The organism is Promicromonospora sp. NPDC052451 (assembly GCF_044547525.1).
Classification (GTDB): Bacteria; Actinomycetota; Actinomycetes; order Actinomycetales; family Cellulomonadaceae; genus Promicromonospora.
Map to the genome: position 1 here is coordinate 355,240 of NZ_JBIUAP010000001.1, position 22,802 is coordinate 378,041.

General features: G+C 70.6%; 16 protein-coding genes. 12 read left to right on the forward strand and 4 right to left on the reverse strand.

The window, feature by feature from the left end; all coding sequences use genetic code 11:
- Positions 1 to 231: 231 nt before the first annotated feature.
- Positions 232 to 1,575 carry an MATE family efflux transporter gene (locus ACIG47_RS01570; RefSeq protein WP_397429325.1) on the forward strand — a complete coding sequence of 448 codons (1,344 nt, stop codon included), beginning with the start codon at positions 232 to 234 and terminating at the stop codon, positions 1,573 to 1,575.
- Positions 1,576 to 1,587: 12 nt separating this feature from the next.
- Here the strand turns inward: ACIG47_RS01570 and ACIG47_RS01575 are convergent, their stop codons facing one another.
- A complete protein-coding gene (locus ACIG47_RS01575; protein ID WP_397412412.1) occupies positions 1,588 to 2,451 on the reverse strand; it encodes a winged helix-turn-helix domain-containing protein in 864 nt (287 codons plus the stop codon).
- A gap of 481 nt (positions 2,452 to 2,932) precedes the next feature.
- Here ACIG47_RS01575 and ACIG47_RS01580 point away from each other — a divergent pair, with 481 nt between their 5' ends.
- Entirely contained in the window at positions 2,933 to 6,976 is a 4,044-nt protein-coding gene (locus ACIG47_RS01580; protein WP_397429326.1) for a S8 family serine peptidase, read from the forward strand.
- A gap of 77 nt (positions 6,977 to 7,053) precedes the next feature.
- Here the strand turns inward: ACIG47_RS01580 and ACIG47_RS01585 are convergent, their stop codons facing one another.
- Positions 7,054 to 8,145, reverse strand: coding sequence for an inositol-3-phosphate synthase (locus ACIG47_RS01585; protein ID WP_397429327.1), 1,092 nt, complete (start codon positions 8,143 to 8,145; stop codon positions 7,054 to 7,056).
- On the reverse strand, positions 8,142 to 8,786 hold the full coding sequence (locus tag ACIG47_RS01590; protein WP_397412418.1) for a PadR family transcriptional regulator: 645 nt from the start codon (positions 8,784 to 8,786) through the stop codon (positions 8,142 to 8,144). The genes ACIG47_RS01585 and ACIG47_RS01590 overlap by 4 nt, the downstream gene beginning before the upstream one ends.
- Positions 8,787 to 9,268: 482 nt before the next feature.
- Between ACIG47_RS01590 and ACIG47_RS01595 the strand changes: the two genes are divergently transcribed.
- From ACIG47_RS01595 to rplI, 6 genes are all read left to right on the forward strand, one after another.
- Complete coding sequence (locus tag ACIG47_RS01595) at positions 9,269 to 11,740, forward strand: transglycosylase domain-containing protein (protein ID WP_397429328.1); 2,472 nt, start codon at positions 9,269 to 9,271, stop codon at positions 11,738 to 11,740.
- A 198-nt stretch (positions 11,741 to 11,938) separates the two neighbouring features.
- Positions 11,939 to 14,524 carry a transglycosylase domain-containing protein gene (locus ACIG47_RS01600; protein WP_397429329.1) on the forward strand — a complete coding sequence of 862 codons (2,586 nt, stop codon included), beginning with the start codon at positions 11,939 to 11,941 and terminating at the stop codon, positions 14,522 to 14,524.
- A 202-nt stretch (positions 14,525 to 14,726) separates the two neighbouring features.
- Complete coding sequence (rpsF, locus tag ACIG47_RS01605; RefSeq protein ID WP_182485702.1) at positions 14,727 to 15,017, forward strand: 30S ribosomal protein S6; 291 nt, start codon at positions 14,727 to 14,729, stop codon at positions 15,015 to 15,017.
- Positions 15,018 to 15,127: 110 nt separating this feature from the next.
- A complete protein-coding gene (locus tag ACIG47_RS01610; protein WP_397412424.1) occupies positions 15,128 to 15,667 on the forward strand; it encodes a single-stranded DNA-binding protein in 540 nt (179 codons plus the stop codon).
- A gap of 78 nt (positions 15,668 to 15,745) precedes the next feature.
- Positions 15,746 to 15,982, forward strand: coding sequence for a 30S ribosomal protein S18 (rpsR, locus tag ACIG47_RS01615; RefSeq protein ID WP_020013532.1), 237 nt, complete (start codon positions 15,746 to 15,748; stop codon positions 15,980 to 15,982).
- Positions 15,983 to 15,999: 17 nt separating this feature from the next.
- Complete coding sequence (gene rplI / locus ACIG47_RS01620) at positions 16,000 to 16,449, forward strand: 50S ribosomal protein L9 (protein ID WP_397412426.1); 450 nt, start codon at positions 16,000 to 16,002, stop codon at positions 16,447 to 16,449.
- 165 nt (positions 16,450 to 16,614) lie between these two features.
- Here the strand turns inward: rplI and ACIG47_RS01625 are convergent, their stop codons facing one another.
- Entirely contained in the window at positions 16,615 to 18,132 is a 1,518-nt protein-coding gene (locus ACIG47_RS01625) for an MGH1-like glycoside hydrolase domain-containing protein (protein ID WP_397429330.1), read from the reverse strand.
- A gap of 60 nt (positions 18,133 to 18,192) precedes the next feature.
- Here ACIG47_RS01625 and ACIG47_RS01630 point away from each other — a divergent pair, with 60 nt between their 5' ends.
- From ACIG47_RS01630 to ACIG47_RS01645, 4 genes are read left to right on the forward strand one after another with little or no spacing between them, the layout of a single operon-like run.
- Complete coding sequence (locus ACIG47_RS01630; RefSeq protein ID WP_397412430.1) at positions 18,193 to 19,599, forward strand: ABC transporter substrate-binding protein; 1,407 nt, start codon at positions 18,193 to 18,195, stop codon at positions 19,597 to 19,599.
- 59 nt (positions 19,600 to 19,658) lie between these two features.
- A complete protein-coding gene (locus ACIG47_RS01635) occupies positions 19,659 to 20,552 on the forward strand; it encodes a carbohydrate ABC transporter permease (protein ID WP_397429331.1) in 894 nt (297 codons plus the stop codon).
- Positions 20,552 to 21,463, forward strand: coding sequence for a carbohydrate ABC transporter permease (locus ACIG47_RS01640; protein ID WP_397412434.1), 912 nt, complete (start codon positions 20,552 to 20,554; stop codon positions 21,461 to 21,463). Before ACIG47_RS01635 ends, ACIG47_RS01640 begins: the two co-directional genes overlap by 1 nt.
- Before the next feature lie 53 nt (positions 21,464 to 21,516).
- The gene (locus ACIG47_RS01645) at positions 21,517 to 22,710 is read left to right on the forward strand and encodes an ROK family protein (RefSeq protein ID WP_397429332.1); all 1,194 of its coding nucleotides are present in this window, start codon (positions 21,517 to 21,519) and stop codon (positions 22,708 to 22,710) included.
- Positions 22,711 to 22,802: the final 92 nt, after the last annotated feature.

The following is a 22,802-nucleotide window of genomic DNA, read 5'->3' on the forward strand; positions in this document are numbered from 1 at the left end:
CCCCGCCGGGCACCCGGCCGGTCGGCAGGCTCCGCTGACGCTAGGCCCCTGCGCTACCGAGCGCAACGAGACCTGTGGACGGGCCTGTGTACAGCCATGTGGAAAGGTGGCCCAGGGCTGTGCACAGCGGGTGGACAACCCTGTCCCCAGATGTGGATAACCCCTGTGTAAAACATCGACATGCCTCTTGACCTGCATCGACGCTAATCCCAGCCTGTGGAGGAAAGAAAGTTGGGCGAGCCTCGCCACACCCCGGTCCAGCGCCGGTCCATCGACCGGGAGATCCTCGCGCTGGCGGTCCCGGCGCTTGGTGCGCTCGTCGCCGAACCCGTCTTCGTGCTCGTCGACAGCGCCGTGGTGGGCCACCTCGGCACCGCCGAGCTCGCCGGCCTCTCGCTGGCGAGCAACGTGCTGCTCACGCTCGTCGGGCTCTGCATCTTCCTCGCCTACACGACGACGGCGTCCGTGGCCCGGCTGACCGGCGCCGGCAAGGAACGCGCGGCGCTGCAGTCAGGGATCGACGGGATGTGGCTCGCGCTCGGCATCGGAATCGTCCTGGTCGTCGCCCTCCTGCTCGCCGCCCCGCTGACCGTGACCGCCCTGGGGGCGCAGGGCGAGGTCGCGCGGCAGGCCGTGACGTACCTGCGGTGGTCGGCGCCGGGCCTCGCCGGGATGCTCGTGGTGCAGGCCGCGACGGGTGTGCTGCGCGGCCTGCGCGACACCCGCACGCCCCTGGTCGTCGCGGCGGCGGGCGCGCTGCTCAACACGGTGCTGAACATCGCGCTCGTGTACGGCGCGGGTCTGGGGATCGCGGGCTCGGGTCTGGGGACGGCCGTCACGCAGCTCCTGATGGCCGTCGTGCTCGGGGTGATCGTCGTGCGCGGTGCCCGGGCCCGCGGCGCGAGCCTGCGCCCGCACCGGGCGGGCATCCTGTCGGGAGCGCGGGCCGGCCTCCCGCTGGTGATCCGGACCCTGAGCCTGCGCGCCGCGATCCTCGTCACCGTGGTCGTGGCCACCGACCTGGGCGCGGTCGCGCTCGCGGGACACCAGGTCGTCAGCTCGCTGTGGGGTCTCGCGGCGTTCGCGCTCGACGCCCTGGCCATCGCGGCGCAGGCGCTGGTGGGTCACGGGCTCGGCGCGGGCGACGTCGGGCACGTGCGCTCGGTGCTGGGCCGCTGCCTGCGGTGGGGCGTCGGGGCGGGCGCGGCGATCGGCGTGGTGCTCGCGGCCGCCGGGTGGTGGATCGCGCCGCTGTTCTCGCCCGACCCGCAGGTGCGCGTGGCCATCGCGCTCGGCATCGCCGTGTGCGGCGTGCTGATGCCGATGGCCGGCTGGGTCTTCGTGCTCGACGGGGTGCTCATCGGGGCCGGCGACGGGCGCTACCTCGCCTGGGCCGGCATGGCCACGCTGGTGGTGTACCTCCCGTTCGCGGCGGCCGTGTCCGCCTGGGCGCCCGACGGCGCGCACGGTCTGGCCTGGCTCTGGCTCGCGTTCGCGGGCGTGTTCATGGCGGCCCGCGCCGTCACGACGGGCTGGCGGGCCCGGGGCGACCACTGGCTGGTGACCGGCGCCTGACGCCGGTCGGCGTCACCCCTGCACCGTCAGCCGGTAGCCGACGCCGCGTACCGACGCGACCTCCACGTCCCGGACCGGCGCTAGCCGCTTGCGCAGGCGCTTCACCGCGGAGGTCACGGGGTCGGAGTCGCCGAGGTAGGGCAGCTGCCAGACCTGCGCCGTGAGCTCGGCGAACGACCACACGCGCCCGGCCTCCAGCGCGAGCGTCGCGAGCAGGTCGAACTCCCGCGCGGACAGGTACACGCGCCGGCCGCGTGCCGTGACCTCGCGGCCCGCGAGGTCCACGAGCAGCGGTCCGGCGACCAGCGGTTCCGGGGTGGGCGGGGCGACCATGGGGATCGCACCCGTGACGACGGGCACGGCGCCGCTCGTCGGGACGACGCCGGAAGACGCCGCAGGGCGGCCGGCCCGGCGACCGCCCGCCGCCCACCGGGTCGCGGGGGCGACCTGCGCCAGGACGCCGGTCGTCGGCCGGAAGCGTCGGCCAGGAGTGGTGGCCGCGGCGTCGGGTGCCGTCGAGAGCGCGACCGGTACCAGGTCCAGCGGCGGGCGGGACGGGAGGCCCTCGTTCCCGGGCTCACCGGGACGGTCGGGCATGTGACGGCCGTAGCCGGGCTCGTCCGGCGGGCCGGGGTTGGTGAACCGGCCCGGCGTCTCGCCGCGCCCGCGCCCGGCCGTTCCTGGCAGCGGGCCCGGGTGCTGGGCCGGGGCGGGGTTCGGGTTCGCGAGGACGGCGCGGGCGCCCTCGGCGTCGGGGGTGGCGAGCACCGTGGCGCGACCGCGCAGGAGGTGCGCTATCTCGATGATCTGGTCGGACGGGAGGCCTACGCACACGACGAGGCCGGAGGCGGAACCTGGTGCGGGGTCGAGCGTCACGTGCGTCACCCTCCATGGGTCGGCCGTTCGAGTGCCTACCGGGTTAAACCTGGACAGCGGCGACAGTTTGCTCCCGGGGCGTACCGGTTGGGTCAATTTTTCGTTACCTGCCCGTTGCGTGCGTGAAATGACACATTCCCGCCGAGTTGACGCTTTTATGCCAGGCAAGGACCCCATAGGGTGAATTTCAGGAGGGTTGGGGTGAAATGTAATCGAACCCATTGACACAGGCAAGGCCCGACCTCCGGCCGCGTTTTGACCGGGAAATGACCGAGTCCTGACCGTGAACCGACCTTGTTCCGCCGACCCGCGCACCCGACGGTTGGAGGCGGTCCACAGCAAGTGGATCGCCGTCGCGCGCTCCCGTGCCATCGCTACGGGGACGCCCGAGCATGGAGGCCCCATGTACCGTCGCAGGAAAATTGCAGGGAGGGCGACGACTGCCGTCACAACGGCGCTCGCGCTCCTGGCAACCTCAGCGGTGACCGTTGCGCCAGCAGCGTTCGCAGCAACATCCCCGACAACAGCGCTCCCTTCCACCACGACGAAGAGCGTCGCGTCCGACCCCGACGACAAGTTCACGAGCTTCGCCCGGGAGATGCTGACCGAGCGCAAGACCGCGGACTTCTGGGTCGTGCTCGCGGAAGAGGCCGACCTGACGGCCGCCAAGAAGATCGCCGACTGGGACGAGCGCGGCCAGTACGTCTACGACGCGCTCACCACCACGGCCAAGACCTCGCAGGCCAGCCTGGTCAAGGAGCTCAAGGCCGCCGACGTCGACTACGAGAGCTACTGGATCAGCAACCGCATCCTCGTCGAGGACGGCACGCTGGAGCTCGCCAACGAGCTCGCGGCGAGTACCAAGGTCGAGGCCATCCGTGAGACCGTGAAGCTTGACCTGGTCGACCCGGTCAAGCGCGCACCGGTCAGCGACAAGGCGCCGCAGGCCGTCGAGTGGGGCCTGGACTTCATCAACGCGCCCGAGGCGTGGGAGCAGGGCTACACGGGTCAGGGCATCGTCGTGTCGAACATCGACACCGGCGTGCAGTACGACCACCCGGCGCTCGCCGAGCAGTACCGCGGCCTGCAGTCCGACGGCACGGTCGTGCACGACTACAACTGGCAGGACACCAGCGGCTCGGCCCCCGCGCCGTTCGACAACAACGGCCACGGCACGCACACCATGGGCACCATGGTGGGCGACGACGGCGCCGGCAACCAGATCGGCGTCGCCCCCGACGCCGAGTGGATCGCCACGAACGGCTGTGACAGCTGCTCTGACTCCGCACTGCTCGAGTCCGGCCAGTGGATCGTCGCTCCGACGAAGGTCGACGGCAGCGACCCCGACCCGTCGAAGCGGCCGAACATCGTCAACAACTCGTGGGGCTACACCGCCGCGGGCTTCATCGACGACTGGTACGAGGAGACCACCGCTGCGTGGGCCGCCGCCGGCGTGTTCGGCGCCTGGGCCTCCGGCAACGCCGGCTCCAGCTGCCAGACGACCTCGTCGCCGGGTGCCAACACCAGCTCGTACTCGGTGGGCGCATTCGACTCCTCGGGCAACATCGCATCCTTCTCGTCGCGTGGTGCCGGCGAAGACGGTCTGATCAAGCCCAACATCGCCGCTCCCGGCGTGAACGTCCGCTCGTCGGTCCCCGGCGACGGCTACGCCGCCTTCAACGGCACGTCCATGGCCACCCCGCACCTCGCGGGCGCCGTCGCCGTGCTGTGGAGCGCCGCTCCCGCGCTCGTCGGTGACATCGAGGGCACGCAGGCGCTGCTCAACGAGGCCGCCGTCGACACCGACGACACCACCTGCGGTGGTACCGCCGAGAACAACAACGTGTGGGGCGAGGGCAAGCTCGACCTCGCCGCGCTCATCGACGCCGCGCCGATCGGCGCCACCGGCTACGTCACGGGCACCGTGACCGACGCTGCCGGCGACCCGATCGCCTCGGCCGATGTCACCATCGACGGCGAGCGGGACCGCACCGTCTCCACGGACGCCGACGGCACCTTCTCCGCCCGCGTCGCCACCGGCGACTACACGGTGTCGGCGTCGGCCTTCGGTTACCTCCCTTCGGCACCGACCTCTGCGGTCGTCACCGAGGACGGGACCACGGACGTGTCCATCGCGCTCGAGGCCGCTCCGTCGCACGCCGTGACGGGCACCGTCACCTACGCCGGGTCGGGCGACCCGGTCGTGGGCGTCCCGGTCAGCCTCGGCAGCCACTTCGAGGACGTCGCCACCGGCGCGGACGGCACCTTCGCGTTCGCCGACGTGCCCGAGGGCACCTACACCCTGAGCGTCGAGACGGGCGGTTGTGCCGCTCCGTACGAGGGTGACGTCGTGGTCGACGGTGCGGAGGACGTCCCGGTCGAGATCACCGCGGTGACCGACGACTTCGGCTACTCCTGCTCCACCTCCACGGGTGACTACCTGCAGGGCGACACCGAGTCCTCGCTCACGGGCGACGACGTCCAGACGTCGCTCGACCTGCCCTTCACCTTCCCGTACTACGGCGAGGGCTACGACTCCGCGTTCGTCACGTCGAACGGCCACCTGAACTTCCTGGCGGCCAGCACGTCGTACGCGAACGGGGCCATCCCGAACAGCGCGGTGCCGAACGCGGCACTGTTCCCCTTCTGGGACGACCTGGTCCTCGACGGTGAGTCGGGCCTGTACACGGGTGAGACGACGGTCGACGGCGAGGACGCGTTCGTCGTCGAGTGGCGCAACGTCCGCAAGTACAGCCCGGCCACGGACCGGCTGAGCTTCTCGGTCACGCTCGTCGCCGACGGCACCGTGCTCTTCGGGTACGGCGACGTCACCGACACCAGCTCGGCCAAGGGCGACTCGGCCTCGGTCGGCATCGAGAACGCGACCGGCACCGTCGGCCTGCAGTACTCGAACGGCACGCCGTCGATCTCGTCCGGTCTCTCGATCACCTACACGGCCCCCGTGCTCTCCTTCCTGGAGGGGACGATCACCGACCAGAACACCGGTGACCCCGTCAAGGGCGCCACGGTCACGGCCACGTCCGACGCGGCGACCCGCACCGCGACCACCGGGGAGGACGGCACCTACTCGGTCATCGCCCTCCCGGGCGACTACACCGTCGACGTCACGGCGCCGGACTACGAGTCCGCGTCGGGCACGCTGAGCCTCGCACCCGAGGCCACCGGCACGTTCGACGCGTCGCTCGCGGCCGGTCTGGTCACCGTCAGCACCGAGTCCCTCGCCGCCACGATTCCGATGGGTAGCACCACGACCAAGCGGTTCACCGTGAAGAACGAGGGTTCGGCCCCGGCCGACGTCGAGCTCGCCGGCTCCGGTGGCGGCTTCGACATCCTGGGCACGGACGGCCTCGCGGCCATCCAGCACCCGCAGGGCGAGGTCACCACGGTCAAGTCCACCAAGCCGTCGGTCAAGCTCGGTGGATCCGGCATCGGCGGGTCCAGGACGCAGCTCCAGGCCGCCGGCAAGGGCACCGCGGGCGAGGGCGTCACGCCCGAGTCCATCCCGGTCGCGCCGAACGCCACGACGATCACCCACTCGGCGTCGCAGGAGATCGTGGCCGTCAACTCCGCCTCGTGCGGTGGCCTGGCGGGCACCACGGAGAACCGCTTCCTGCGGACCTTCACGCTGAGCGACTTCGGCATCGAGGACGACTTCGAGGTCTCGGAGGTGTCCTTCGGTATCGAGGAGGCCACCGCCCAGACCCTGACCGTCAACCTCTACACGCTGGACGGCGCGTTCACCTACGCCAACCTGACCGAGATCGGGACGGCGGACCTGACCATCCCCGCGTCGACCCTGACGATGGTCTCGGTGCCCGTGACGGGCGAGGTGCCCGCGGGCGCCACGCTCGTGGTCGAGGTCGTCTCGCCCAACCAGCAGTCGAACGGCGGCGTGTTCTACATCGGGTCGAACGGTGCGGGCCAGTCCGCGCCGTCGTACCTGGCCGCCACGGACTGCGGGATCTCGGAGCCGGCGACCACCGACTCCATCGGCTGGCCCGACATGCACATCGTCATGAACGTCTCCGGTGACACCGCCGGCGGCGACCTGACCTGGCTCACGGTGGACCCCTCGGAGTTCACGCTGCAGCCGGGTCAGAGCAAGACGATCACGGCGTCGCTGAGCGGCGTCGTGGCGCAGCCGGGCACCTTCACAGGCTCGCTCCTGGCCAAGGCGGAGACGCCGTACGAGACGCCGTCGATCGACCTCTCGCTGACGGTCAACCCGCCCAAGAGCTGGGGCAAGCTCTCGGGCACCGTGGGTGGCTTCACGCCTGACGGCGCCGTGCCGCTCGACGACTCCGTGGTCCAGATCAACGGGAAGCTCTCGTCGGTCACGCTGGTCACCGGGGCCGACGGGGTCTACGAGTACTGGTTCGACAAGTCGGAGCGCACGGCACAGATCATCGCCACGGCCAGCGGGTACGTCCCGCAGGTCGGCTCCGCGAAGGTGACGGCGGGTACCACCGTCGTGACCGACTTCGAGCTGGACCCGATCAAGTAGCGGGTCCCGCCTGACAGGTCAGGCCCCCAGGTCACTGCGGTGACCTGGGGGCCTGACGCGTCAGGCAGGGATGCCGGTCAGCGCTCGACCTCGCCGCGGATGAAGGCCTCCAGCTGGGCGCGCCCGGCCGTGTCCTCCATCTGCACCGGCGGCGACTTCATGAAGTACGTCGCGGCCGACAGGATGGGCCCACCGACGCCGCGGTCCTTCGCAATCTTCGCCGCGCGCACGGCGTCGATGATGATGCCCGCCGAGTTGGGCGAGTCCCACACCTCGAGCTTGTACTCCAGGTTCAGCGGCACCTCGCCGAACGCGCGACCCTCCAGCCGCACGTACGCCCACTTGCGGTCGTCCAGCCAGGCCACGTAGTCCGACGGGCCGATGTGGACGTTGCGGTCCTCCTTCTTGCCGGCCAGGGGGCCGGTGAGGTTGGACGTCACCGCCTGCGTCTTGGAGAGCTTCTTGGACTCCAGGCGGTCGCGCTGCAGCATGTTCTTGAAGTCCATGTTGCCGCCCACGTTGAGCTGGTACGTCCGGTCGAGCACGACGCCGCGCTCCTCGAACAGCTTGGCCAGCACGCGGTGCGTGATGGTGGCACCGACCTGCGACTTGATGTCGTCACCGACGATCGGCACGCCGGCCTCCTCGAACTTCGCGGCCCACTCGGGGTCGGACGCGATGAACACGGGCAGCGCGTTGACGAAGGCGACGCCCGCGTCGATGGCGCACTGCGCGTAGAACTTGGCGGCCTCCTCGGAGCCCACCGGCAGGTAGCAGACGAGCACGTCGACCCGGGCCTCGCGCAGCGCGGCCACGACGTCGACGGCGTCCTTGGTGGACTCGTCGATCGTCGCGCGGTAGTAGTCGCCCAGGCCGTCGAGGGTCGGGCCGCGCTGGACCGTCACGCCGGTCGGCGGGACGTCCGCGATCTTGATGGTGTTGTTCTCGGACGCGTTGATGGCCTCGGCCAGATCGAACCCGACCTTCTTCGCGTCCACGTCGAACGCCGCGACGAACTCGAGGTCCGACACGTGGTAGTCGCCGAACTGCACGTGCATGAGGCCCGGCACGGTGCCCGCCGGGTCGGCGTCACGGTAGTAGTGCACGCCCTGGACCAGGGACGAGGCGCAGTTGCCTACGCCGACGATGCCCACGCGGATGGAGGTCATCCTCGCTCCTTCTTCGGTTGTTCCTGCTGGGGCGAGCGGTGCTGCGCCACGGCGCGGCCCCGCTCGGTGGAGATGAGGCCGTCGAGCCAGTGCACCTCGCGCTCGACCTTCTCGAGCCCGAAGCGCCGCAGCTCCAGCGCATATTCGTCGAGCCGCGAGCGCGGGTGCGCCGTGGACTCGCGGATGGCCTCCAGCCGCTCGGTCAGCCGGGTGCGCCGGCCTTCCAGGACGCGGAGGCGCGTCTCGGCGTCGGTCTGCCCGAAGAGCGCGAACCGCACGTCGAAGTTGTCGTCCTCCCAGGCGGCCGGGCCGGCGGTGGCCAGGACGGTCTGGAGGTGCTCCTTGCCCTCGGCGGTCAGCTCGTAGACGACGCGGCGCCGTCCGAGGGGCTTGGGCTTCGCGGTCCTGCCCGGTATCCCGGCCTTCGCCTTGCGGGCGGACGGCGGCGGCTCGCTCTCGGTCGTCGCGATCAGGCCGCGGGTGACGAGCCCCTTCAGGGCCGGGTAGAGCGTGCCGTAGGAGAAGGCGCGGAACGAGCCGAGCACCAGGTTGAGGCGCTTGCGGAGCTCGTACCCGTGCAAGGGGGACTCGTTGAGCAGACCGAGGACGGCGGTCTCCAGCACGTCGGACCGGCTGCGCACGGTGGCCTCCTCCCGGGCTCCGCCGCGGGGACGCGGACGGCTCGGTGTCGATCGATGTATCGAGTCGATACATCGAGAGCATAAACATGCCCGTTCCGGCGGCGCAACACCCCGGAGGTGACGCCGTCGTCGGCCCGGATGCGGCGGGTGAGCCGCCGTCGTGGCGGCGAGAACGTGGACAAAGTGTGAAGCAGGGGCAGACGGTCTGGGCTGACCCTGGGTGAAATGTCCTAGGGTGCGGTCCGTGCGCCGCTGGTGTGACAGAGCTATCAGCCCGATCCCCTATGGTTTCGGGTGGTTTGCCGTGGCTAGTGCGTCAACCGTGGCGGCAGGCCCAAGTCCGAACCGAGGAAGAGGCTGACGTGTCGAACTGGAGTCCCCCTCCGATCTGGCCGCACACGCCCCGACGCAGGCAGGGAATCTGGAACTATCCCCGTCCGTACCGCACCGGCATCCGCGCGTGGATCCCCTCGTGGCGGTTCGTGGTCGGGTCGATCCTGACGGGCACGTCGCTCGTGGCCGGTGTGGTCATCTCGGCCTGGTTCGACATGGACGTGCCGGACGAGCTGGGCAGCGTGCACTCCGAGACCACGACCGTCCTGTACGCCGACGGCAAGCCGCTGGGCAAGTTCGCGGCCGAGAACCGCACGATCGTGGCGCTGGCCGACGTGCCGGCCCACGTCCCGGCCGCGATCATCGCGTCCGAGGACCAGTCGTTCATGACCCACATGGGCATCAACCCCCTGGGCATCGTCCGGGCGGCGCTGAACAACGTCACCGGCGGCGACCAGCAGGGCGCCTCCACGCTGACCCAGCAGTACGTCGAGAACTACTACATCGGCGTGGGCGAGGCGACCTACGCGGACAAGTTCCGCGAGGCGATCCTCGCGCTCAAGGTGACGCAGGAGCAGTCCAAGGAAGAGGTGCTGGAGGGCTACCTCAACACCATCTACCTCGGGCGTGGTGCGTACGGCATCGAGGCGGCCTCGCAGGCCTACTTCGGGCACTCCGCGAAGGAGATGACCATCTCCGAGTCGGCCTTCATCGCCGGGATCATCCCGAACCCCACGTACTGGGACCCGCGTCAGGGCGAGGACGCGCGTGCCCAGGCCGAGGCGCGATGGAACCGCACGCTCGACTTCATGGTGGAGCAGGGGGCGATCTCGGCGCAGGACCGGGCCGGCGTCCAGTTCCCGAAGCTGAAGAAGTACACCCAGGGCAGCGGCAACGCACAGAGCGCGTACCTGCTCCAGGAGGTGGCCAAGGAGCTCGCCCGGGAGGGGATCTCCGAGGACCAGCTCACCAAGGGCGGCTACACGATCAAGACCACCCTCGACTCGAAGATGCAGGCCGCGGCCGCGGAGTCGATGAAGCTCCCCGAGGACGCCGACCCCCGCATCCGCGCCTCGCTCACCTCGATCGACCCGGCCACGGGCGCGATCAAGGCGCTCTACGGCGGCCCCGACTACGCCAAGTACCAGACCAACGCCGCCACCCAGGACATCGCCCAGGCGGGTTCGACGTTCAAGCCGTTCACGCTGGTGGCCGCGCTGGAGCAGAACGTCTCGCTGTACAGCCGGTGGGACGGCACGTCGCCCCAGGAGATCGAGGGCTACACCAACTGGAACGACGAGACGCAGGAGGAGGAGCAGGCGACCCTGACCAACTTCGGCACCCCGCCGTACGGCGAGAGCTACCCGAACGTCACCCTGCTCGACGCCACCGCCAACTCCGTGAACACGGCCTACGTGCACCTCAACAAGGAGGTGGGCCCCGACGCCACGAAGGACGTCGCCACGCGCGCGGGCATCCCGGAGACCGACGCGAAGGGCAACGAGATCGTCGGGTCCAACCTGGCGAACGTGCTCGGCACGGCGAGCGTGCACAACATCGACATCGCGCACGCCTACTCGACGTTCGCGGCGCAGGGCATCCGCACGACCCCGCACCTGGTGCAGGAGGTCAGCGACGGCGACAAGCTGCTCTTCCAGGGCAGCACCGAGGCGACGAAGGCGTTCGAGCCCGAGGTCATGGCCGCCACGACGTACGCGCTCGAGGGCGTGGTCGAGGACGGCTCCGGCGAACCTGCCTCGCACCTGGTGGGCCCGGACGGCTACACGGAGCGCCCGGTGGCCGGGAAGACCGGTACGTCGAACAGCAACCGCTCGGCGTGGTTCGCGGGGTACGTACCGCAGCTCGCGACGGTCGTGGGCATGTACCAGTACGACCTCGAGTCCGGCCAGTACATGCAGATCACGCCGTTCGGGGAGTGGAAGGAGATGGGCCTGACCGGCATCACCGGCGGCAGCTGGCCCGTCACCGCCTGGGCGGACTACATGGCCAAGGCGACCGAGGGCATGGACGTCGAGGAGTTCCCCGAGTACGAGCCGCCCGCCCCGCCGTCGCCCACCCCCTCGCCCACGCCGTCGCCGTCGAGCAGCCCGTCCGAGTCGGCGGAGGTGTTCACCGTCCTGGTGCCCGAGGGGTTGATCGGCCAGCAGTACGTCGCCGCGGCGTCGGCCCTCGCCGGTGTCCAGCTGGTCCCGCAACAGATCAGTGTCGACAGCGAGGAGCCCGTGGGCACGGTGCTCTCGCTCGACCCGGGCGAGGGCACGGAGGTCGAGGTGAACTCGACGGTCCGGGTCGAGGTCTCGAACGGCTCCGCCGCCGAGGAGGAGGAAGAGGAGACGACGACGGTGCCCTGGGGACTGACCAACCAGGACCAGGGCGACGCCGAGGCGGCGCTCCAGGACGCGGAGCTGACGCCGGTGGTCCAGGAGGCGCCGTCGGACACCGTGGCCGAGGGCCGGGTGATCTCCGTGGACCCGGGTGAGGGGACGGAGGTGCCGATAGGCAGCGAGGTGACGCTCGTCGTGTCCACCGGCCCTGAGGAGGGTGGCGGCGGCGACCCGTCGCCCGACCCGTCCGACGACGGTGGCGGCATCTTCGGATAGGTCGCGCGGCTTCGACGGGTTCTGCCGGTAGCGGGTGAATGTCACCATCTGCGCTGGTAGAACCCGTCGTGGCCCCGGTCACGAACACGGGGCGTACACAGAGAAACCGCGTTTGTGCTACTTGCCGCGGACATCGATCCTCTATCGTTTCGACGGTTCAGTGCCCTCACTGAACGGATTTCGAGGAACGAGGAAGACGTGGCGAACAGGAGCCCTTCTCCGATCTGGCCGCACACGACCCGGCGTCGGAAGGCCGTGTGGAACTACCCCCGGCCGGACCGCACGGGGATCCGCGCGTGGATCCCGTCGTGGCGCGTCGTCGTCGGCACGCTGCTGACCGGGACGTCGCTCGCGGTCGGTGTCTTCACCGCCGGGTGGATCGGCTGGTCGGTCCCGGCGGAGCGTGGGGACATCGGGTCGGAGTCGACCACCGTCTACTACGCGAACGGCCAGGTCATGGGCAAGTTCGCGGCGGTCGACCGCACCATCCGGTCGCTCGACGAGCTGCCCGACTACGTCCCGGAGGCCGTGCTGGCGTCCGAGGACCAGAACTTCCGCAACCACATGGGTGTCGACCCCCTGGGCATCGTGCGCGCGTTCGTCAGCAACGTGACCGGTGGTACCCGGCAGGGCGCGTCCACCCTGACGCAGCAGTACGTGGAGAACACCTACTTCGAGCCGGGGCAGACATCGTACGCGGACAAGTTCCGCGAGATCATCCTCGCGCTCAAGGTGGACCAGCAGAAGTCGAAGGACGAGATCCTCGAGGGCTACGTCAACAGCATCTACCTCGGCCGCGGTGCCTACGGCTTCGAGGCCGCGGCCAAGGCGTACTTCAACAAGCCCGCGGCCGAGCTGACCGTCTCCGAGACGGCGATGCTCGTGGGCATCATCCCGTCGCCCTCCTACTGGGACCCCCGCTTCGGTGAGGAGTCGCGCGCCGTCGCCGAGGAGAAGTGGGCGCGCGTGCTGCGCAACATGGCGGAGATGGGCACCATCACCGAGGAGGAGCGCGCGTCCGCGAAGTTCCCCGAGCCGATCGAGTACAAGCAGGCGTCGCGTGCGGGTCAGGCCGGGTACCTGCTGGAGGAGGTCCGCAAGGAGCTCGCCAAGGAGGGGATCGCGGAGGAGGACCTCATGACCAACGGTTACGAGATCCAGACGACGATCAACCCGAAGTGGCAGCAGGCGGCGGTCGAGACGGCGAACACCATCCCGTACAAGGGTGAGGGCGCGGCGTCCAAGCGGCTCGGCGTCTCCATCGTGTCCATCGACCCGAAGGACGGCGCGATCCGTGCGCTGTACGGCGGCAAGGACTACTCGAAGGTCCAGTTCAACTCCGCGACCGACGGCAAGGCGCAGGGTGGCTCGACGTTCAAGCCGTTCACGCTCATCGGGGCGCTCGAGGAGGGGCACGAGCTCAACGAGTACTACAACGGGAACAGTCCGATGCAGATCCCGGGCTGGAGCGTGCTCAACCAGGAGACGGGTGTCGAGGAGGAGGTGGAGCTCACCAACTTCGGTACCGAGGAGGGTGGTGAGTCGTTCGGTGACATCGACCTCGTCGAGGCCACCGCGCACTCCGTGAACACGGTCTACGCCCAGCTCAACGTGGAGATCACCCCCCAGAAGTCCCAGGATGTCGCGATCCGGGCGGGCATCCCCGAGGACTCCACCAACGCCACGCTGTCCAACGTGCTCGGTACCGAGCCGGTGCGCGCCGTCGACCTCGCCGGTGCCTACGCGACGTTCGCCGCCCAGGGCACGCGAACGATCCCGCACATGGTCACGTCGGTGAAGAACGGCGAGAAGCTCGTCTACGAGTGGGACAGGCTGCCGCAGACCGGCGTCATCCCGCCCGACGTGATGACGAAGGCGACGTACGCGCTGCAGCACGTGGTCACCGAGGGCTCGGGCGCGCCCGCGCAGGAGCTGCTCGGCCCGGACGGCACGCCGCGACCGGTCGCCGGCAAGACCGGGTCCACGAACGGCAACAAGGCGGCCTGGTTCGCCGGGTACATCCCGCAGCTCACGACGGTGGTGGGCCTCTACCAGACCGCCGAGGACGGCGTCAGCCAGGAGTCCATCACCCCCTTCGGCGAGTGGGCCAACTACAGCCTGACCGGTGGTACGTGGCCGGTCACGGCCTGGACCCACTACATGCAGAAGGTCACGGAGGGCATGCCGGTCGAGAAGTTCCCGGACTACGAGCCGCCGGCCCCGCCGGAGCCGTCCTTCTCGCCGTCGCCGTCGACCAGCCCGACGCCGTCGGAGACGCCGGACGACAAGGTGATGGTGCCGAGGGGCCTGGTGGGGCAGCAGATCGCCTACGCCCTGTCCCAGCTTGCCGGCGCCGGGCTGAGCCCGGTCATCGACGAGGTCGAGAACGAGGCGCCGCAGGGCACGGTGCTCTCCGTGCAGCACGAGGGCCAGGAAGTGCGCCGCGGTACGGAGATCAGGGTCGTGGTGTCGACCGGGCCGGGAGAGCAGACGGTGCAGGTGCCCGGTGGCCTCGTGGGCGGTGACGAGGGCAACGCCCGCGGCCAGCTCCAGAGCGCGGGACTCCAGCCGGTCGTGGAGTACCAGGAGTCCAGCGACTACGCCGAGGGCATCGTCATGCAGGTCGAACCCGGTGAGGGCAGCGAGGTGCCCGCCGGGAGCCAGGTCCGGGTCATCGTGTCGTCCGGGCCCGGGGAGATCACCTTCCCGAGCGGCGAACCGACGGGCGGCAACGGCGGTGGCGGCGGTGGCGGCGGCGGTGGCGGCGGTGGCACCGGCGGCTAGCCCGTGCCGTCCGTGAGCACGTGACCGAGGGGTCGTCTCCACACCGGAGACGGCCCCTCGGCGCTGCTCCGAACGTTGTGAGGGGTCTCTCGCCCGCTCGATTCCGCCGATTCGCGCAGGGCAGGTAGGCTTGGCCCTTGCTGTGAACCCTCCTGTCACGGAACGACCGTGACCGCTGAGACCAGAGGAGGTGGGTATACACATGCGTCAGTACGAGCTGATGGTGATCCTGGACCCGGAGGTCGAGGAGCGCACCGTGGCCCCGTCGCTCGACAAGTACCTGTCGGTCATCACGACCGAGGGTGGCTCCGTCGACAAGGTGGACATCTGGGGGCGCCGCCGTCTCGCCTTCGACATCGCCAAGAAGTCCGAGGGCATCTACGCCGTGGTCGACTTCACCGCGACGTCGGACACCGCCAAGGAGCTGGACCGCCAGCTCGGCCTCAACGAGGTCGTGCTCCGGACCAAGATCCTGCGCACCGGCGACAAGTGAGTCGTCCGAACTGAGCTCTCTGCGCCCGCGCGAGTGTCAGTGTCTCGTGGTTGCATTCACCGCGAACCCGGATACCGCGTACGGAACGTCGACTGAATCGAGGAATTGGCATGGCTGGTGAAACTGTCATCACAGTGATCGGGAACCTCACCGGGGACCCGGAGCTGCGCTTCACCCCTTCAGGTGCTGCGGTCGCCAACTTCACGGTGGCATCGACCCCGCGGACCTTCGACCGCCAGAGCAACGAGTGGAAGGACGGGGAGACCCTGTTCATGCGCTGCTCGATCTGGCGCGAGGCCGCGGAGAACGTCGCGGAGTCGCTGACCAAGGGCACGCGCGTCATCGTGCAGGGCCGCCTGGTCCAGCGCTCCTACGAGACCCGTGAGGGCGAGAAGCGCACCGTCGTCGAGCTGCAGGTGGACGAGATCGGTCCGTCCCTGCGCTACGCCACGGCCAAGGTCACCCGGGCCCAGCGGTCCGGTGGTGGCGGCGGCTTCGGTGGTGGCGGCGGTGGTGGCTTCAGCGGCGGCGGCCAGCAGGGCGGCGGAGGCTTCAGTTCTTCCGGTGGCGGTCAGAGCAACGACGACCCGTGGGCCACGGCAGGCCCGGCGTCGTCCGGTGGTTCGTTCTCGGACGACCCGCCGTTCTGATCGGCACCCCCCAAGTTCACACTTTTGCTCGTGCGGCCCGCCAGGCCGACGGGCAGCACCTGACGAAGGAGCAACACCATGGCGAAGCCTGTGGTGCGCAAGCCCAAGAAGAAGATCAACCCGCTGAAGTCCGCGAAGATCGCCAACATCGACTACAAGGACACGGCGCTGCTGCGCAAGTTCATCTCCGACCGCGGAAAGATCCGTGCCCGTCGCGTCACCGGCGTCTCCGTCCAGGAGCAGCGCCAGATCGCGAAGGCCGTGAAGAACGCCCGCGAGATGGCCCTGCTGCCGTACACGTCGACGGCTCGCTGAGGAAGGGATCGAGAACCATGGCAAAGCTGATCCTGACCCACGAGGTGACCGGCCTGGGCGAGCCCGGCGACGTGGTCGAGGTGAAGGACGGGTACGCCCGTAACTTCCTCATCCCGCGTTCGCTGGCGACCCCGTGGACCAAGGGCGCCGAGTCCGACATCAACGCGATCCGCAAGGCTCGCAAGAGCCGCGAGATCGCCTCGCTCGACGAGGCGAAGGCCCTGGCCGACTCGCTGTCCGCGAAGCCCGTGACCGTCACGGCGAACGCCGGCCCCGGTGGCCGTCTGTTCGGTGCCGTGACGACGGCGGACATCGCCGGCGCGGTCGCCGAGGCCGGCGGCCCGTCGGTCGACAAGCGCAAGATCGAGATCGGTCAGTCCATCAAGACGACCGGTGACTACACCGTGGCGATCCGCCTGCACCCCGAGGTGTCGGCGAAGATCGGCGTGAAGGTCGTCGCCGGCTGAGCGACTGCTCGACGGTGAGCAGGCCCCGGTTCCCCGCGTGGGGACCGGGGCCTCGCTCTGTCCGACGGCGGTCGGCTGCCTCCGACGGCGGTCAGGCCGCCGTCAGACAGCGATCCGGCCGAAGGTTGCCTTCTACCCAGCGATTACGCCCACAATCGGCCTGGTTCATGGGCGTAATGACTGGGTAGAAGCATGTGGAAGCAGCTCAGCCTCCGTCGAGAGGTGGGTGTCCAGCGTGAGGGCTGCGGTCCAGGAGAACTGGCGGGTGCCGCGTCCGGCTCCCGTGTCCGGGTCCGTGTACTCGGGAAAGCCCTGTGGCGCGGTGGTGAAGTGCTCCCGCAAGCGCGCGTCCAGGTCGTCACGGCCCAGTGCCCGGACGGCGCGCAGCAGCAGCCAGGACATGTTGAACCACGACGGCCCGCGCCAGTACAACGCCGGGTCGAATGCGCGATCGCCCCGCGACGTGCTGGGCAGGAACGGACCGCCGCCCAGGAATCCCGGACCGGTCAGGGTTGCGAGCAGCCGGTCGGTCCTCCTCGCGTCGTACGCCGCGGACGTGTCCAGACCGGACAGGAGCAGCGGGACCAGACCGTTCACCGTCGCACGGCGGACGCGTTCCCCCGCCGTGAGGTCGAGCGCCACGTAGAGCCCGAGGTCCTCGTCCCACAGGTGCTCGTCCATCGCGGCGATCACCCGGTCGGCGGCCCTCCGGTGCTCGCGTTCTGTGGCCGGGGCGAGGACGCCGTCGAGCGGCCCCGGCTCGCCCGTGGGCGGGCCGGGCTTGCCCGTGGGCGAGCCTGGCTCGCCCGCGGGCGGCGCCGGCCGGCCGCCGGGAGCCTCGCCCGCAGCGTCGCGCAACCCGCCCGCCCCGTCACCAGCCCCGCCTGCACCATCCGGCCCGTGCCCCTCGTCGGCCAGCGCTGCCACGATGCGCCCCAGAGCAACCTCCGAGACCGCCAGCACCGTGCTGAACAGGGGGCACACCATGGCGAAGCCGATCGGCACGTCGTCGGCGCAGCCTGCGTCCCGGTAGTTCTCGGCGAGCCGGTAGTAGCGCCGGTAGTCGCGGCTGCCGGGGCGCTCACCCGCGCCGGCGTGCTGGAGGTCGGGGCGCCGGATGGGCGTCCGGGCCTCGGGCGGAACCCGTTCGAGGGCGGTGTCCCACAGCGGCGAGTTGTCCGTGCCGGTCTCCCACGGATGCTTCGCCACCGGTAGGCCGACCCGGCCCGAGCGCCGCCCGTGCAGGTACGCGTGCCAGCGGGTCAGCCGGGGGTACACCCGCGCGAGAAACCCTTCCTGCGCGGAGCCGACAGGGTCCGCGCAGTGCACCAGCCACGCGGCCCAGGCGTGCACGGGCGGCTGCACCAGCCCGGACGTGGCCGGCCCCGCGTGCGGCCCCGACTGCCAGAACTCCGCGCCCGGCGCGTAGTCGTCGTCGCGCCCCACGTCGTACACGATCTGCGGTACCCGCCCGTCGGTCCACTGGGCCTCCAGGAGCGTGACCAGCTCTCTCCGGGCACGGGAGGCCTCACGGTGCCGGTTCCCGATCGCGACGAACGCCGAGTCCCAGCTCCACTGGTGCGGGTACAGGCCGGTGGCGGGCACCGTGTAGCTGCCGGTCCAGTTGGTGTCGAGCACACGGGCGGCGGCGTCGGCGGCGTCTTCCCGTAAGTCCTTGTGCATCTTTCGACAATAGGCTAGACATAAGTGCCCGATCCACTCACTCGACGACGAGGAGAAGCCATGAGGCTCCGGCACGGCTGGGCGCCCGCCGCCCGCCTGACGATCGCGGCGTCAGCGGTGACCGCCGCGGCCCTGACGCTCACCGCCTGCGGCAGCGGCGGACCCGAGTCCGACGGCACCATCACCGTCTGGACGGTCGAGACCCAGCCCGAGCGGCTGGCCATCCAGCAGGCGGCGATGGACGCGTGGGCCGAGGACTCGGGCCTCGAGACCGAGCTGGTACCGGTCGAGGAGGACCAGGTCTCCCAGCTCCTGTCTGCCGCGGCGCTCTCGGGCGACGACATGCCGGACGTCGTGAACGCGATCAGCCCCGGCCTGGTGCGGTCCTTCGACCGGGACGGCTACCTCGACCGCGACGCCGCCACCGAGGTGGTCGAGGCGCTCGGCGAGGACACGTTCTCCCCGGTGGCGCTCGACCTGAGCAGTGACGGCGACGAGCTGCTCGCCGTGCCGTCGGACGCCTGGCCGATGATGGTCTACTACCGCACCGACCTCTTCGAGGAGGCGGGCCTGGCGCCCCCCGCCACGTACGACGACCTGCGCACCGCCGCCGAGGAGCTCACGGCCGACGGGCGCTACGGCATCACGCTGTCCACGGACGCGGCCGACCCGTTCACCCAGCAGACCCTGGAGTTCCTGGCCCAGGGCAACGGCTGCGAGCTGGTCGACGACGCGGGCGAGGCCACGCTGGACAGCCCCCAGTGCACGGAGACGATCGAGCTCTACGGCGACCTGGCCGCCGACTTCTCGCCCGACGGCACCGAAGGCGTCGAGTCGACGCGTGCCTCCTACTTCGCGGGGCAGGCGGCGATGACCGTGTGGTCCTCGTTCCTGCTCGACGAGCTGGCCGGGCTGCGGGAGGAGTTCACGCCGTCGTGCGACGAGTGCGCCGACGACCCGGCCTGGCTCGCCGAGAACACCGGTGTGGTCCCCGTGGTCGAGGGTCCGTCCGCGGGCGGGGACGCCGCCGGGTACGTCGAGCTCGTGTCCTGGGGCATCACCGACGGCGCAGACCCCGAGGTGACCGACTTCGTCGAGTACATGATGTCCGACGCGTACGTGGACTGGCTGTCGATGGCGCCCGAGGGCAAGGTGCCGGTCCGCACCGGGACGGCTGAGGCGCCCACCGAGTACACCGACGCCTGGACGGACCTGCAGATCGGCATCGACGAGAAGGCGACGTTCTCCGACGTCTGGCCCGCCGAGGTGACCGACACGCTCGCGGCGGCACCCGAGTCCGCGAACCGCTGGGCGCTCCCGCAGGGGCAGGGCGCCATCCTCGGCCCGCTCACGAGCGAGCTGCCGCTCGCCAAGGCCGCCGCCGACCTGGGTTCCGGCAGCACCGATGCCGCCGGGGCGCAGGCGACGATGCAGGACGCGGTGTCGGAGATCGCCGGGCGCGAGTAGCCGTTCGTCCCGGGCGCGGCCGTGCCGGTCGCGCCCGGGAACCGGGAGGGAGGTGTGGTGTGGGGTCCAGGCTCCGGGGATACGAGAACCGCGACGGGATAGCGCTGGTCGTGCCCGTGACGCTCGTCGTGGCCGCGATCATCGTGGTGCCGATCGTGTGGACGGTGGTGCTGTCGTTCCAGGACGCGCGGTACGTCGACGTGGCACGCAACGGCCTGTTCAACGAGCTCACGCTCGACAACTACGCCGCCGTGCTCACCGCGCCCGCGTTCTGGCGGTCACTGCTCACCACCGTCGAGTACTCGGTGGCGACCACCGTCGGCTCGATCGCGGTGGGCCTGGTGGCGGCCCTCGCGCTGCGGGACCGGTTCCGGTTCCGTGCGCCCGTGCGTGCCGTCATGCTGCTGCCGTACGTGGCGCCCGTCGTGGCCACCACGTTCGTGTGGCAGGTGGCGCTGAACCCGCAGTACGGCGTGGTCAACGCGTTCGGCACCCAGGTGCTCGGGTGGGAGCACCCCGTCAACTTCCTCTCGTCCGCACCCACGGCGCTCCTGACCGTGATCGTCTACGACATCTGGCGGTACTTCCCGTTCGCGTTCATGTTCCTCGGCGCGGCCCTGACGGGCCTCAGCCGTGAGATCGAGGAGGCCGCGGTGGTCGACGGCGCCACCCCGCTGCAGAAGTTCTGGTTCGTGGTGCTGCCCCAGCTCCTGCCGACGGTGGGCCTGCTCGTGCTGTTCCGCATGGTCATGGCGTTCAACGAGTTCGACGACGTCTATCTGCTCACCGGCGGCGCCGCGGGCACGCAGGTGGCGTCGGTGCGGGTGTTCGAGCAGCTCACCGGGTCCAGCGACATCGGCGGCGCGAGCGCGACGGCCGCGGTGATGGCCGTGTTCCTGGGCGTCGCCCTGGCGGTCTACCTGCGGCTGACGGCCCGGCGGAGGGAGTCGTGATGACCACGGAGACGACCGGCCGCCGTGCGACGACCCGGCGCGGGCCGAGCGCCGTCGTCGTGCAGACCCGGGTGCTGCGGGTGCTGCGCGTGGTGGTGATCGTGGCGCTCGTGCTGGCCACGGTGCTGCCGTTCCTCTACATGCTCAGCCTCAGCTTCGTGCGGATCGACGACCTGCTGCGCGATCCCTTGCGCGTGCTGCCCGCGCTCGACCGCATCACCACCGAGACGTACCGGGAGGTCCTGGCCCCGGAGCAGGAGGGCGGCTACGGGTTCGCGCGGTTCATGCGCAACTCGGCGGTCGTCGCGGTCGCGGCGTCGGCGCTGACCGTGGTCCTGGTGGTGCCGGCGTCGTACGCGCTGACGCGGCTGCGGTTCGCGGGGCGCAGGCAGGTGTCGTGGCTGTTCCTGGCCGTGTACCTGTTCCCGACGATCATCATCGCGGTGCCGGTGTTCGTCGGGTTCCAGGTGCTGGGGCTCGGGTCGTCGCTCGTGGGTCTGGTGATCGCGTACGTCGCGCTCACGGTGCCCGTCTCGGTGCACATGCTGCGCAACTACCTGTCCGGCATCCCGGAGTCCATCGACGAGGCGGCGGTGATCGACGGTGCCTCCCGGCTCCAGATCCTGACCCGCATCACGGTGCCGCTCGCGATGCCCACCATCATGTCGACGGCGCTCTACTCGTTCATGATCGCGTGGAACGAGTTCCTGTTCGCGCTCCTGTTCCTCTCGGCGAAGCAGGACCTGTGGACGGTGTCGCTCGGGCTGACCCGGCTCGCCGACGGGCAGGAGGTGTCCAAGACCGTCCTCATGGCGGGCAGCGTGCTCCTCACGGTGCCGATCGTGATTCTGTACGGGATAGCCGAGCGCGCCCTCACCGAGGGGCTGACCGCCGGGGCCGACAAGGGCTGACCGCCGACCGACCGGTGCCGACGCAGGCAGAGAAGAAAGAACCGAGGAAGAACGTGGCAGCAGGCGCGGGCGAGATCCTGCAGCTCATCCGGACGGGGCGCGCGACCACGCGGACGCAGGTGCTCGACGTGACCGGGCTGTCCCGTGTCACCGTGGCGCAGCGGATGGACGCGCTCCTCGCGGCGGGCATCATCCGCGCGGCGGGCGACGGCGGGGCCACCGGCGGGCGGCGTGCCGAGCGGTTCGTGTTCGACCCGGAGGACTCGCTGGTGCTCGTGGCGGCGCTGGAGCTGGCCGAGCCCGTCCCGGCGCCCGGCGGCTCGCGAGCCACCGACACGGCGGCGCTCGCCGTCGTCGACCCGCACGGGGCCCTGGTGGCGCGCGCGTCCCTGGACGTGCGTCTCGCGGACGGTCCGGAGACCGTATTGCCACGGCTGCTCGACGCGTTCGACGCCCTCCTGGCTGACGCGGGGATCAAGCCGGCCGCCGTCGGCGGGGTGGCGCTGTCGGTGCCGGGCCCGGTCGACCCGCACGACCACCGGCTCTCCGACCCGCCCGTCATGCCCGGCTGGGGGGCGTGGCCGGTGGTGGAGACGGTGCGTGCCCGGTTCGACGTGCCCGTGCACCTGGAGAACGACGCCGACGCGACGGCCTACGGCGAGTACACCGAGCTGGCCGCCCGGCACGAGGGCCCTCCGCAGCCGTTCGTGCTGGTCAAGGCATCGGGATTTCTCGGGGCAGGGCTTGTCGTCGACGGCCGCATCTACCGGGGGACCGACGGCGGGGCGGGCGACATCGGCCACGTCGACGTGGGTGGTGACGCCGTCTGCCGGTGCGGCCGCCGCGGGTGCCTCGCGGCGGAGGCGGGGGGCGCGGCGCTGCTGCGGCGGCTCGCGGAGGCGGGGGCCGACGTCGGCTCGCTCGCCGGGCTGCGCGCGCTCGCCGAGCGAGGCGACCCGCTGGTGACGGCGGAGCTGGACCGGGCTGCGGCCCTGATCGGCCGGGTGCTGGCCGTGCTGGTGGGGGTGCTCAACCCGGCCGACCTGGTGGTGACCGGTGAGCTCGCGGTGCCGGCGGTGATGGCGGGGATCCGCGCCGGCGTCTACGCGGGTGCCCAGCCCCGGGCCACGGCGCGGCTGCGCATCCGGCCGGCGGTGCTGGGGCCGGACGCCGTGCTCGTCGGGCTGGCGCGGGTCGCCGTCGACGAGCGGTTCTCGGCCGAGGCGGTGGACGCCCGGCTGGGCTGACCGCGTCCCGTCGGGCGGGCGGGTGATCTTCGTGCACTTTACTGAGTTGTAATCAGTAGAAGCGTTTCGCGTGGTCCCGCCGCGGGTACCTT

Bases quoted from the DNA above. Each gene is read 5' to 3' on its own strand.
- ACIG47_RS01585 (WP_397429327.1), bottom strand. From the start codon at position 8,145: ATGACCTCCATCCGCGTGGGCATCGTCGGCGTAGGCAACTGCGCCTCG.
- rpsF (WP_182485702.1), top strand. From the start codon at position 14,727: ATGCGTCAGTACGAGCTGATGGTGATCCTGGACCCGGAGGTCGAGGAG.
- ACIG47_RS01610 (WP_397412424.1), top strand. From the start codon at position 15,128: ATGGCTGGTGAAACTGTCATCACAGTGATCGGGAACCTCACCGGGGAC.
- rpsR (WP_020013532.1), top strand. From the start codon at position 15,746: ATGGCGAAGCCTGTGGTGCGCAAGCCCAAGAAGAAGATCAACCCGCTG.
- rplI (WP_397412426.1), top strand. From the start codon at position 16,000: ATGGCAAAGCTGATCCTGACCCACGAGGTGACCGGCCTGGGCGAGCCC.
- ACIG47_RS01625 (WP_397429330.1), bottom strand. From the start codon at position 18,132: ATGCACAAGGACTTACGGGAAGACGCCGCCGACGCCGCCGCCCGTGTG.
- ACIG47_RS01630 (WP_397412430.1), top strand. From the start codon at position 18,193: ATGAGGCTCCGGCACGGCTGGGCGCCCGCCGCCCGCCTGACGATCGCG.
- ACIG47_RS01640 (WP_397412434.1), top strand. From the start codon at position 20,552: ATGACCACGGAGACGACCGGCCGCCGTGCGACGACCCGGCGCGGGCCG.